Genomic DNA, 12,277 nt, shown 5'->3' with positions numbered 1-12,277 from the left:
GGGTGGGGGTGGGGTGTCAGCGGAGGAGCTCGCGCACGACGTCGAGCCGACGGCGCACCAGGGCGGGCAGCTCGTCGCCGTCGGCGTCGCGGAAGAACTCCTCGACGCTCGCACGGAAGACGCCGCCGACCAGCTGCACGGCGGCGGCCGCGCGCAGGTCGCCCGCGGGCAGCCCCTCCCGGCGCTCGATGAGCTCGCGGTCGCCGCGCTCGGCCTCGCCGGCCAGGTGCAGGAGGTGGGCGATGAGCCGGGGCTCGCGGTCGAACGCCTGCACGAGCAGCGGGAGGTCGTCGGCGGTGAGGCCGCCGTACTCCCAGCGCTCGAGCAGCAGGGCGACCACGTCGTCCACGAGGTGCGGGATGCCGCGGGGGCCGGCGGCGAGGAAGCGCTCGGACGCGCCGGACTCGTCCAGGTCGACGGGGAGCCCGAGGACGGCGTTCTCCTTCGAGGCGAAGTAGTTGAAGAACGTGCGGCGCGAGACGCCGACCTGCTCGCACACCTCTTCGACCGTGTAGCCGGAGAGGCCGTGCTCGACGGTCAGCCGGCGGGCCGTCTCGGTGAGCGCGTGCGCCGTCTGCGCCTTGCGGCGTTCGCGGACGGAGGTTGCACTCTGGCTCATGAGGTGCAAGTTTGCACTATCCAGCTGTGAGTGCACCGAAAGTCCGTCGTCGGCGGCGAGCCGTAGCATTGCGGCGTGACCGCCGCACCCGCCGCCTCCGACCTCCTGCTCCTCGCCGATCGCGCCGCGTGGCGCGCTTGGCTCGACGACAACGAGGACTCCTCCGACGGGGTGTGGCTCGTCCTCGCCAAGAAGGGGACGACGGACCCCACCTCGCTGACGTACGCGGAGGCGCTCGAGGAGTCGCTCTGCAGCGGGTGGATCGACGGGCAGAAGCGCAGCTGGGACGAGGCCACCTTCATCGAGCGCTTCACGCCCCGGCGCAAGGCGTCGCTGTGGTCGGAGCGCAACATCGGCCTCGTGGAGGCGCTCATCGCGGAGGGGCGGATGCGGCCGCGCGGGCAGGCGGAGATCGACCGCGCCAAGGCGGACGGCCGCTGGGAGCGCGCCTACGCGAGCGCGAAGACGGCGACGGTGCCCGAGGATCTGGAGGCGGCGCTCGCCGTGTCGGCGACGGCGGCGGAGACGTTCGCGCGGCTGAACGCGCAGAACCGGTACGCCGTGCTGCACCGCCTGATGACGGCGCCGAGCGCGACGGCGCGCAGCAACCGCCTCGAGAAGCTGGTCGGGATGCTGGACCGCGGCGAGACCCCCTACCCGCAGTGAGGGGCTGAGATGTGCGCCGAATCGCGGTTATGCGGCGGCTATAACCGCCATTCGGGGCAAATCGTGAGGCGTAACGGGGAGTTCACCGGGCGAGCCTAGACGGCTTGCGGTGGCGGCCCCTAGCGTCGGGAGGAGAGAGCACCCGTGATCGCCCCTCCTGTCCCGCACAGCACCGCAGACCAAGGAGTCGACATGCCTTACTTCACCACGTCCGACGGCACCGAGCTGTACTACACCGAGCAGGGGTCGGGCCGGCCGGTCCTGTTCTCCCACGGCTGGCCCCTCAGCTCCGACGCCTGGCAGGTCGAGCTGAAGCTGTTCGCGGACGCCGGGTACCGCGCGATCGCGCACGACCGCCGCGGACACGGCCGCTCGGCCAAGACGTACACCGGCAACGACATGAGCACGTACGCCAGCGACCTGGCCGAGCTTGTCGAGCACCTCGACCTGCGCGACCTCGTCGTGGTCGGCCACTCGACCGGTGGCGGCGAGGTCGTCCGCTACGCCGCGCAGCACGGCGCCGGCCGGGTCGCGAAGGTCGTCACCGCGGGCGCGGTCCCTCCGCTGATGGTCAAGACCGACAGCAACCCGGAGGGCACGCCGATCGAGGCGTTCGACGAGATCCGCGCCAACGTGCTCGCCGACCGCTCGCAGTTCTGGAAGGACCTCAGCGAGCCGTTCTTCGGCGCCAACCGTCCCGGCTCCGGCGTCTCGCAGGGGCTGAAGGACGACTTCTGGCGTCAGGGCATGCTGGTCAACCTCGCCGCCGCCTACGACTGCGTGAAGGCGTTCAGCGAGACCGACCAGACCGAGGACCTGAAGGCGCTCGACGTGCCCATCTTCATCGCGCACGGCGATGACGACCAGATCGTGCCGATCGCCGCCGCCGCGAAGAAGTCCATCGAGCTGGTGAAGGACGGCACCCTGAAGGTCTACCCCGGCCGCTCGCACGGCATCTGGGGCGACTACCAGAAGGAGCTCGACCAGGACATCCTGGACTTCATCGCGAAGTAGCGAAGCCGCGACGTCGCCAGGGCGGCGGCTACTTCTTCTTGTCGTCCTTCTTCGAGTCGATGATGCCGCCGATGAACCCGCCGATCTCGCCGCCGAGCATGCCGCCGGCCGCACCTCCGATCAGCGCGCCGATGCCGGCGCCGATCGCCGTGAGGTGCGGTCCGTAGCTGAATTTGTACACGACGACGGTCGGCGTGCCCTCCTCGTCCGCCTCCACGTCGAACGCCCCGACGGTGGCGGAGGCGACGAGGAGGGCGACCGGGCTGGCCTTCCCGGAGGCCGCGAGCTGGGCGTGCATCCGCCGCGCCTCGAAGAACGCGCGCGGCACGTCGCCCTTGTCGCGGCTCGCCTCGTGGCCGACCTTGAAGATGCGGAGCAGGAACTCGCGCTCCTCCGCGGTGACGAGTCCGGCCTCGGCGAGCCGGCTGAGCAGCATGTCCTGCTCGGCGACGAGATCGCCCTTGCTCTCCTCGATGATCCGCCGGGCCTCCGCCCGCGCGGCGTGCATGCCGTCCGAGATTCCGATGACGGTGTGCTGTGACAGGTGTGTGCTGTCCATGGTGCGCCTCCTCGCGCTCGTCGCTGGATTGCGCGCGCCAGTATCGCACCGGGGCTGCGGTGCGGGGAGGGGCGGCGTGATCGCCTCCTGACAGCGTCGGGGGCATGCCGTACCCTCTGTGGCATGACCGAGTCGATGCCGACCGCGGCCTCCGCTCCTCCGCCTCCCGCGAACGGGATGCGGACCTTCTTCCAGGTGCTCGTCAACACGATGATCGCCAACGTCACCACGTCGTTCCTCTGGTTCGCGCTGACCTTCTGGGTGTACCTCGAGACGCGGTCGGTGCTCGCGACCGGGATCGTCGGCGGCGCGTACATGCTGCTGCTCGCGGTGCTCGCCATCCCGTTCGGCACGATCGTCGACCGCCACCGCAAGTACCGCGTCATGATGGTCGCGAGCGTGGTGTCGCTGACGGCGTTCGCGGTCGCCGGGGCGCTGTACCTGGTGTTCCCGGAGGCGGTGCTGCTCGACCTCGGCGGGCCGATGTTCTGGGTGTTCGCGGGGGTCGTGCTGTTCGGCGCGGTGATCGAGAACATGCGCAACATCGCGCTGTCGACGACGGTCACCCTCCTCGTGCCGGTGGAGAAGCACGCCAACGCCAACGGCATGGTCGGCACGGTGCAGGGACTGGCCTTCGTCGTGACCAGCGTCTTCAGCGGGCTGGCCATCGGGCTGCTCGGGATGGGGTGGACGCTGGTCATCGCGATCGTGCTGACCGCGCTGGCGCTGCTGCATCTGGGCACGCTGCGCATCCCGGAGGCCGAGCCGCACGTCGAGGGCCGCAAGCCCACCGTCGACCTGCGCGGGAGCGTCACCGCGATCCGTGCGGCGCCCGGCCTCTTCGCGCTGATCATCTTCTCGACCTTCAACAACCTCATCGGCGGCGTCTACATGGCGCTGATGGACCCGTACGGCCTGGAGCTCTTCGCGGTCGAGTGGTGGGGCGTCGTGCTGGGCGTCTCGGCGACCGGGTTCATCATCGGCGGGCTCGTGGTCGCCCGGTTCGGACTGGGGCGCAACCCCATCCGCACGATGCTGCTCGTCGTGGTCGGGATGGGGCTGCTCGGCGCGCTGTTCACGATCCGCGAGTGGTGGCTGCTCTACGCCGCGGGCATCTGGGTCTACATGCTGCTCATCCCGGTGGTGGAGGCGTCGGAGCAGACCGTCATCCAGAAGGTCGTCCCGTTCCGCCGGCAGGGCCGCGTCTTCGGGGTCGCGCAGGCGTTCGAGTCGGCGGCGGCGCCGATCACCTCCTTCCTCATCGCGCCGATCGCGCAGTTCATCGTCATCCCGTACATGGCCGGGGACGCCGGCCAGGCGACCTGGGGCTGGCTGCTCGGCGAGGGCGACACCCGCGGGATCGCGTTGATCTTCCTCATCTCGGGGCTCGTCATGGTGGTGCTCGCGCTCGCGGCGTTCGGGACGCGCTCCTACCGGTTGCTGTCGGCCGAGTACCGCAAGGGCGCGCCCGACGTGCCGGCCGACGCGGAGGCGGCGGAGGCGACCTCGCCGTGACCCCTCCGGCCGCCGTCGGCACGCCGGGGCGCGTGCAGGCCGTGTACCTCGTGCTCATGCTGGGGAACACGCTGGCCGCCTCGTTCATCTGGGGCATCAACACGCTGTTCCTGCTCGACGCGGGCCTGACGAACTTCGAGGCGTTCGCGGCGAACGCCTTCTTCACCGCCGGGATGGTCATCTTCGAGATCCCGACCGGCGTCGTCGCCGACACGGTCGGGCGGCGCGTGTCGTACCTGCTCGGCACGGTGACGCTCTCGGCCTCCACCGCCCTGTACTGGCTGCTGTGGCTGTGGCAGGCGCCCTTCGTGTGGTGGGCGATCGTGTCGGTGCTGCTCGGACTCGGGTTCACCTTCTTCTCGGGGGCGGTCGACGCCTGGCTGGTGGATGCGCTCACCGCGACCGGCTTCACCGGGAGCCTGGAGACGGTGTTCGGCCGCGGGCTGGTCGTGACCGGCATCGCGATGTTCGCCGGCTCTGTGCTCGGCGGCGTCGTCGCGCAGGCCACGAACCTCGGGGTGCCGTTCCTGCTGCGGGCGGGCGTGCTCCTGCTGATGCTGGTGTTCGCGGCCGTCGCGATGCGCGATGTGGGGTTCACGCCGGACCGCTCGCTCGGGCCGATCCGGGCGACCCGTCACGTGCTCCAGGAGTCGATCGAGCACGGCCTGCGCAAGCCTCCCGTGCGCTGGGTGATCCTCGCGGCGCCGTTCGCGGGCGGCGTGGGGATCTACGCGTTCTACGCGCTGCAGCCCTACCTGCTGGAGCTGTACGGCGACCCGAACGCGTACTCCATCGCCGGGCTCGCGGCGGCCATCCTCTCGCTCGCCCAGGTCGCGGGCGGGCTGCTCGCGGCCCGGGTGCGGAGCCTGTTCGCGCGCCGGACCACGACGATCATCGGCGCCTCGGTCGGCAGCGTCGTGGCCTTGGTGCTGCTGGGGTTGACCAGCATGTTCTGGCTGGCGCTCGTGCTGCTGGTCGTGTGGGGTTTCGTGTTCGCGGTGTCGGGGCCGGTGCGGCAGGCCTACCTGAACGACATGATCCCGTCGAAGCAGCGGGCGACGGTGCTGTCGTTCGACTCGCTGTTCGGCAGCCTGGGCGGGGTGTTCATCCAGCCCGCCCTGGGGCGGTCGGCCGACCTGTGGGGCTACGGCACGTCGCTGGTGATCGGGGGAGTCGTGGAGCTGGTGGGCATCCCGTTCCTCGTCGCGTCGCGGCGGCAGCGGGATCCGGCGGACACGGCGACGAAGCGCGGCTGAGCCGCCCGGACGCCCCCGTCAGCGCGCGCGCAGAGCCGCCCGCACGCCGCCGTCAGCGCGCGCGCAGAGCGGGGACGGGCCGCCACCAGGTCGCGACCCGCCACAGCCACTCGAGGGGCCCGTAGGTGAAACGCCGAAGCCAGAGCCGGCTCGCGACCGACTGCGCGGCGAGGAGCGCGAGGCTGAGCAGCACCACCGGGAGCACCCCGGGGAGGGAGTCGGCGTCGATCACCCGGGCCGCACCGGCGAACACGAGGGCCGCCACCACGTAGTTCGTGAGCGCCATGCGGCCGAGCGGCTCGAAAGCGGCCGCGATCGCCCGTCGAGCCGGCGTCGTCCACAGCACCGACAGCAGCGACACGTAGAGGACGGCCATGACGAGCCCCGCGACGGAGCCGGCGGTGGTGAACCGGGGATCGCCCGGCTCGGTGGACTGCCACAGCAGTGCGGGGACGGTCCCCAGCGCCGCGAGCACCGCTGTCGCGCGGATCGGCAGCGCCGCCCGCTGCAGCATCCCGGGCAGCCCCCAGGCCGCCGCGGACGCGCCCAGCAGCATGATGCCGGGGGCGGCCGCGAGCCCGCCGCCGAACAGCCCGAACGCGACGGCGGTGAGGGCGGCCCCGAGCGCGAGGACGACCGGCCCGGGGAGGAGGATCACGAACGGGACGAGGACGAGCCCCACGATCCCGTACTCGATCAGGACATTGCCCGGGTAGACGAGGGCGAGCGCCGCGCCGATCAGGGTCACACCGCCCAGGCGGCGCAGCAGCACCGGCCACGGGTTCGCGGAACGGCCGCGTGCGCTGCGGAGGACGAACCACAGGCTCATCCCGAACAGGAGCTCGAAGATCGGCACGAATCGCGTCTGCACGGTCAGGTCGAGGATGCCGCGCACCGGGTCAGCGCCCGGCCGGGCCCAGGCGGGGAGCGTCGGGCCGATCAACAGGAGGTCGATGGCGTTGACGAGCAGGATGCCGCAGATCGCGAATCCGCGCAGCGCATCCAGGAACGACCAGCGGATGGGGGAACGGGTGAGGGGCGGCGGGGTCGCGGAGGAGGACATGCTTCCAGCCTGGTCGGCCGAAGCCGTGGATGCATCACTCCAGAGGGTGAGATATCACTGCGTGGCTCACTCCCGCGATGGACGCCGCAATGGACGCCGCGAGGCGACGTGGCGGCGCGATCAGCGCAGGAGCGCGGCCCCCACGAGGGCCGCCGCGAGGGCGGGCGCCCCGACCATGACAGCGGTGATGGTCGCGATGCGCTTGGCCCAGTTCTGGAAGGGCTCGTCGGTGCTCGTGGGGTTCGCCCATTCGCGGTAGACGGCGAGGCGCGCCTCCTCGAGCGTCTCGTGCACGCCGAGGTCGCGGCCGCAGCCGTCGGTCGCGACGAAGCCGTCGTGGTTGCGGTCGACCATGCCGAGGTAGTCGGAGGGGGTGGAGGCGACCCACATGCCCTCGACCGGCGAATACCAGCTGACGCGCTCCGTCTCGGTGGTGGACAGCTCGCCGGCGGCGGAGGCGCGGCCGGGAGCGGTCGGCTCGGCCGCGGAGACGGTGGCGCGGGCGGTGGTCTTCGAGTCGGGCTGCAGGGCGGTCATCGCTGCTCCTTCTGGTCGCTTCCTCGTCGCGGGCGCTGGTTCGGCCCGTGCGATATCTCGATCATCGAGTTATCCGGCCCGCGTGACAAGTTTCGGCCTGGGGGTTGATTCCTGCCCGATTGCTGCGCTATATGGGCGCGATGCTCGGACTCGAACTCGTCGTCGCCATCGGCCTCGCGACCCTCCTCACCAAGATCGTGGCGCGCAAGACGGGGATCGCGCAGCCGCTGCTGCTGGTCGCGATGGGGGTCGTCATCGGTCTCATCCCGGCGTTCCGCGAGGTCGCGCTGGCGCCGGAGGTCGTGCTGTTCCTGTTCCTCCCCGCGCTGCTCTACTGGGAGAGCCTGACGACGTCGCTGCGGGAGATCCGGCACAACATCCGCAACATCATCCTGATGTCGACCGGGCTCGTGGTGGTGACCGCGGGCGCTGTCGCCGTGCTGGCCCATGCCCTCGGGATGCCGTGGGGGCCGGCCTGGGTGCTCGGCGCGGCGGTCGCGCCGACCGACGCGACCGCCGTGGCATCGCTCACCCGGTCGCTGCCGCGGCGCAACGTCACCATCCTGAAGGCGGAGAGCCTGGTCAACGACGGGACCGCGCTCGTGCTGTGGTCGCTCGCCGTCGGCTTCACGGTGGGCGAGACCGAGGTGCACGCGGGCACGATCACGGTCGCGTTTCTCCTCGCGGTGCTCGGGGGAGGCGCGGCGGGCGGGCTCGTCGCCTGGCTGTCGATCCTCATCCGCAAGCGGCTCGGCGACGCCCTGACGCAGAACCTGGCGATGCTGCTGACGCCGTTCGCCGCGTACCTGATCGCCGAGAGCATCCACGCGTCCGGGGTGCTCGCGGTCGTCGTCGCCGGCCTCATCCTGAGCCAGGCCGGACCGCGGATCGGGCTCGCGGAGGCGCGGCGGCAGACGGACGCGTTCTGGAGCCTCGCGACCTTCCTGCTCAACGCGAGCCTGTTCGTCCTGGTCGGGACGGAGTTCCCGATCGCGGTGCGCAGCCTCGTGAGCACCGACCTGTGGATGGCCCTGGGCGCGGTGTTCGCCGTGTCGGTGCTGATCGTCGCGGTGCGGTTCGCCTGGCTGTTCGGGACGGCGTACTTCCTCCGGCTGGTCGACCGGAGGCCCATCCAGCGCGAGCGACGGCTGACGAACCGGGCGCGCGTGGTGAGCGGGTTCTCCGGCTTCCGCGGGGCGGTGTCGCTCGCGGCGGCGCTCGCCGTGCCGGCCACGGTCGGGTCGGGGCAGCCGTTCCCGCACCGCGACCTCATCGTCTTCGTCGTCACCGGCGTCATCGTCGTGACGCTCGCGGTGCAGGGGCTCATCCTCCCGGGACTCGTCCGCTGGGCGAAGCTGGAGCCGGATCCGTCGGAGGACGAGGAGCGGCGGCTCGGCGAGAGCAGGGCGCTGGAGGCCGCGCTGGAGAGCCTCCCGTCGCTCGCCGCCGAGCTCGGGGTGGACGAGGAGATCGCGGAGCGGGTCCGCGGCGAGTACGAGGAGCACCGGGAGCTGCTGGAGGCCGAGGAGGACGAGCACGACGGTGAGAGCACCCTCGAGCGCGACCGCAAGGCGACCGAGCTGCGGCTGGCGCTGCTGGAGCGCAAGCGCGAGGCGGTGCTCGCCCTGCGCGACGAGGGCCGCATCGACGACATCGTGCTGCGCGAGCTGCAGCGCCGCATCGACGTGGAGGAGGTGCGCTTGTCGGGCGCGGAGCCCGGCGGCGCCTGACCGGTGCCCGCCTCGCCTGCCGGACGCCCTGCGGGCAACCGCCGAGTACGCGCACAATCCGCGTACTCGACGGTTTCGGGTCGAATTCTTGCGTACTCGGCTGTTTCAGGCGGGGGTCGGGAGGGCCTCGGCGACGGCCTGCTCGGGGGTGAGGTCGCGGCCCTCCGCCATCGCGGCGGCGACCGCGTCGCCCGACGCGCCGGTCAGGAGGCGGTCGACGTACTTGCGGTGGAAGGTGAAGATCGGGCCGTTGTGCGTGCCGCTGCGCTCGCGGAGCGCCTGCGCCGCGCCCGCCAGCCGGCCGGCCCGCACCGGGTCGCCGGTGAGCGCGGCCACGGCGACCAGCCCCTCCAGCCCGTACGCGATGCCCTCGGTGTGGCCGAGCGTCGCCGAGACCGTCACGCTGCGCACGAAGTGCTTGCGCGCCTCCTCGACATCGCCGCGGATGAGGCACGTCCAGCCCAGGTGGTAGGTCGCGATGCGCTCGCCGACCGCGTCGCCGTCCTGCCGGGTGAGGGCGAGGCTCCGCTCGAAGTGCTCCTGCGCCTCGTGGATCTTCTGCTGCAGCAGCGCGACGCGGCCCAGCAGCACGTGCGCCATCGACTCGCCCCACACGCTGTGCGTCGAGCGGAACAGCTCCAGGGACCGCTCCATGACCTCCCGCGCCCGGGAGGTGTCCGGCCGCTCGCCCGCCAGCAGCGCGAGGGCGAGGGAGATGCGGGCCAGGCCCTCGCCGTCCGCGTCGCCGACACGGTGGAACAGGTCGGCGCTCTCGGTGAGGTCGGCGGCGACGCTGCCGTCAGGGTCCTTCCAGAACATGATCGTGCGGGTGAAGTAGAGCGCGATGGCGCGGGTGTGGTCGCCGAGCGCGTCGCCGGACGCGAGCGGCTCGTCCATCCAGGTCCGCACCTCGCCGAGGAGGCCGGTGACCCACCAGTACAGGTACAGCCGGTAGGCGAGCTCGGCGGCGCGATCCCAGTCGCGCGAGCCGAGGAGGTGCCGCTCGGCCGCGCGCAGGTTGTCGCGCTCGTCGCCGAGCCGCCGCATCCACTCGCGCTGGCCGATGCCCTTGAGATCCTGCTCGGCGCGGGCCGCGAGCGCGCGGAAGTACTCGGCGTGCGCGTCCCGGGCGCTGTCGAGGCCGCCCTGCTTCTCCAGCCGCTCGCGGGCGTACTCGCGCACGATGGCCTGCATCGAGAACCGGGCCCTGTCCTCCCCATCGTGCTGCTGGCCGACGAGGCTCGTGTCGACCAGCGCGGCGAGGTCGCTGAGCACGTCGTCTCCGTCGTCGCCGCCGTCGCCGAGGGCCTCTGCGGCTTCCAGGGTGAAGCCGCCCTCGAAGACGCCGAGACGGGCGAGCAAGCGGCGCTGGTCGTCGGTGAGCAGCTGCGTGCTCCACTCGATGGTGCGGCGGATGGTCTGCTGGCGTTCCGGGAGGTCGCGCGAGCCTCCCACGAGCACCGACAGCCGCCGATCGAGCCGGTCGAGCAGGTCGGCGGGCGACAGGACACGGATCCGTGCCGCGGCGAGCTCGATCGCGAGCGGCACGCCGTCGACGGCCGCGCACACGCCCGCGACGGCGGACGCGTTCTCGGCGGTGACCTCGAAGTCCGGCTTGACCGCGTGAGCGCGGTCGACGAACAGGCTCACCGCCGACTCGTCGCCGAGCGGCCCGACCTCGTAGCTCTGCTCGGCGCTGACCCGCAGCAGGGCGCGGCTAGTGACGAGTACGGCGACGCCGGGCGCCTGGGCCAGCAGGCGGGTCAGCAGCGGCGCGGCGTCGAGGATCTGCTCGAAGTTGTCGAGCACGAGCAGCATCTGCCGGTCGCGGAGGGCGGTGACGAGGTTGTCGGCCATGGGAGCGTCGCCGGTGTCGCGCACGTCGAGCGCCTGCGCGATGCGGTTCGGGACCCGGTCGGCCTCGTGCACGGCCGAGAGGTCGACGAAGACGGCGCCGTCGTCGAAGCCGGGCGCCGCCGCACGGGCCGCCGCGATGGCGAGCCGGCTCTTGCCGATGCCGCCGGGGCCGACGAGCGTGAGGAGGCGGGTGCCGGACTGCAGCATCCCGCGAATCACCGCGACGTCGGCGTCGCGCCCGACCAGGCCGGTGAGCGGGGTCGGGAGGCGCACCGGGTCGGCGAGGCCGTCGGCGTCGGGTGCGCCGCCTGCGCCGTTCCGGCCGTCTGCGCCGCCGTGGCCGTCTGCGCCGGCGTGGCCAGGGACCGCGGGCGTCGGCAGCGTCGCCGCGGCGAGGAGGGCGGCCCTGCTCTGGTCGAAGCGCTCGGCGAGCAGGGTGGCGAGGTCGGCCTCCAGGAGCCTCGCCAGCTCCCGCGCGGTCTCGAAGTACTTGTAGGCGGCGCGGTCGTCGTCGCGGATACGGCCGATCAGCTCGGTGAGCCGCGGCTCGCGGTGGCTGGCCGGGCTCTTGATGTAGAGCAGCCGGGGGAGCTCGTCCGGGCAGAGGTTGTACTCGTCCTCGAGGCCGGACACGGTCTCCTCCGGTGCGACCCAGCCGTACTTCTCCCAGTACAGGCCGACGAACACGTCGCTCTGCTCGAGGTACGCACGGTAGAGCTCGCGCGGCGGGTGCGGCCGGGCGCCGAGCTCGAACATGACCGGGGCGAGGTGGAGGCGCTCGATGGCGACCCGCGCGGCACGGCGCTCGTCGGCGAGCTCCTGGAGCGTGGACGAGACGAAGACCCGTAACCGCTGGTCGGGTGTGCGGATTACGTGAGGGGCACTCATGTTATGCATTTTCTTGCGTTCGCATGCGAATGTACAGAGGCAGTGCGCTCGCGCGTACCACGGATCGGGTTCGGTTTGAAGGCGGTTCATCCGCCTCGCCGCACGCGGGACCGTGTGCAGCGTGAAAAGCGTCGCCTGGTCCCTTCTCGGCTTCTGCACCATCGTGTCGGCGGTGGCCTTCGTGCACCTGCTGTCGCCGGATGGGCAGGACGGGCCCTCCGCCTACGCCGGCGGGTCGTCCGCCGCGGTCGGGGCGGCCTCCGGGGCCGGTGCGGCCGGGCCGGTGACGGGCGGAGTGCTGTCGTCGCTGACCGCGACCGGCTGGGCGGACGCCGTCGTGGCCCTCGTCTTCGCTGCCGTCGCCTTCGCGGCCGGCTCGTACCTGAGCGCCAAGGCCGCAGCCGACGCGGACACCGACTCCGACACCGCGGACGGCGCGCTCCCCGACTTCGCCTGACCCCCGAGCCCGAGCCCCGAGCCCGAGCCGCGGGGGGGGGGCGCGGAGGGCCCCCCCGAGCCCGCGCGGCGCGGGGGGGGGGGGGGGGGGGGGGGGGGGGGGGCGGGGGGGGGGGG

General features: G+C 72.2%; 11 protein-coding genes. 6 read left to right on the top strand and 5 right to left on the bottom strand.

Annotated elements, in window-relative coordinates; all coding sequences use genetic code 11:
- Positions 1-16: 16 nt before the first annotated feature.
- Entirely contained in the window at positions 17-619 is a 603-nt protein-coding gene (locus ACR9ZG_RS14765; protein ID WP_481285605.1) for a TetR/AcrR family transcriptional regulator, read from the bottom strand.
- Positions 620-694: 75 nt separating this feature from the next.
- Here ACR9ZG_RS14765 and ACR9ZG_RS14760 point away from each other — a divergent pair, with 75 nt between their 5' ends.
- A complete protein-coding gene (locus ACR9ZG_RS14760) occupies positions 695-1,285 on the top strand; it encodes a YdeI/OmpD-associated family protein (RefSeq protein WP_481285604.1) in 591 nt (196 codons plus the stop codon).
- A gap of 192 nt (positions 1,286-1,477) precedes the next feature.
- Entirely contained in the window at positions 1,478-2,299 is an 822-nt protein-coding gene (locus ACR9ZG_RS14755) for an alpha/beta fold hydrolase (RefSeq protein ID WP_481285603.1), read from the top strand.
- Positions 2,300-2,327: 28 nt separating this feature from the next.
- Here ACR9ZG_RS14755 and ACR9ZG_RS14750 read toward each other — a convergent pair whose 3' ends face one another.
- Entirely contained in the window at positions 2,328-2,858 is a 531-nt protein-coding gene (locus tag ACR9ZG_RS14750) for a hypothetical protein (protein WP_481285602.1), read from the bottom strand.
- Positions 2,859-2,981: 123 nt separating this feature from the next.
- Here ACR9ZG_RS14750 and ACR9ZG_RS14745 point away from each other — a divergent pair, with 123 nt between their 5' ends.
- Positions 2,982-4,373, top strand: a complete 1,392-nt coding sequence (locus tag ACR9ZG_RS14745; RefSeq protein ID WP_481285601.1) for an MFS transporter — start codon at positions 2,982-2,984, stop codon at positions 4,371-4,373.
- A gap of 56 nt (positions 4,374-4,429) precedes the next feature.
- A complete protein-coding gene (locus ACR9ZG_RS14740) occupies positions 4,430-5,629 on the top strand; it encodes an MFS transporter (protein WP_481285606.1) in 1,200 nt (399 codons plus the stop codon).
- Between the two features lie 52 nt (positions 5,630-5,681).
- Here ACR9ZG_RS14740 and ACR9ZG_RS14735 read toward each other — a convergent pair whose 3' ends face one another.
- The gene (locus ACR9ZG_RS14735) at positions 5,682-6,692 is read right to left on the bottom strand and encodes a DUF418 domain-containing protein (RefSeq protein WP_481285600.1); all 1,011 of its coding nucleotides are present in this window, start codon (positions 6,690-6,692) and stop codon (positions 5,682-5,684) included.
- 120 nt (positions 6,693-6,812) lie between these two features.
- On the bottom strand, positions 6,813-7,229 hold the full coding sequence (locus ACR9ZG_RS14730; protein WP_481285599.1) for a hypothetical protein: 417 nt from the start codon (positions 7,227-7,229) through the stop codon (positions 6,813-6,815).
- Positions 7,230-7,369: 140 nt separating this feature from the next.
- Between ACR9ZG_RS14730 and ACR9ZG_RS14725 the strand changes: the two genes are divergently transcribed.
- Positions 7,370-8,959 (top strand): Na+/H+ antiporter, encoded by a 1,590-nt coding sequence (locus ACR9ZG_RS14725; protein WP_481285598.1) that lies wholly within the window; start codon positions 7,370-7,372, stop codon positions 8,957-8,959.
- Between the two features lie 105 nt (positions 8,960-9,064).
- Here ACR9ZG_RS14725 and ACR9ZG_RS14720 read toward each other — a convergent pair whose 3' ends face one another.
- Complete coding sequence (locus tag ACR9ZG_RS14720) at positions 9,065-11,704, bottom strand: DUF4062 domain-containing protein (protein ID WP_481285597.1); 2,640 nt, start codon at positions 11,702-11,704, stop codon at positions 9,065-9,067.
- A gap of 121 nt (positions 11,705-11,825) precedes the next feature.
- On the opposite strand from ACR9ZG_RS14720, the gene ACR9ZG_RS14715 reads away from it, so the two are divergent.
- Positions 11,826-12,161, top strand: a complete 336-nt coding sequence (locus tag ACR9ZG_RS14715; RefSeq protein ID WP_481285596.1) for a hypothetical protein — start codon at positions 11,826-11,828, stop codon at positions 12,159-12,161.
- The last annotated feature ends 116 nt before the right edge of the window (positions 12,162-12,277 follow it).

The sequence above is a fragment of the Leifsonia sp. KNZ12-8B genome (assembly GCF_056755495.1).
The sequence above is the reverse complement of the archived record's forward strand: the minus strand, read 5'-3'. Positions and strand labels throughout refer to the sequence as shown.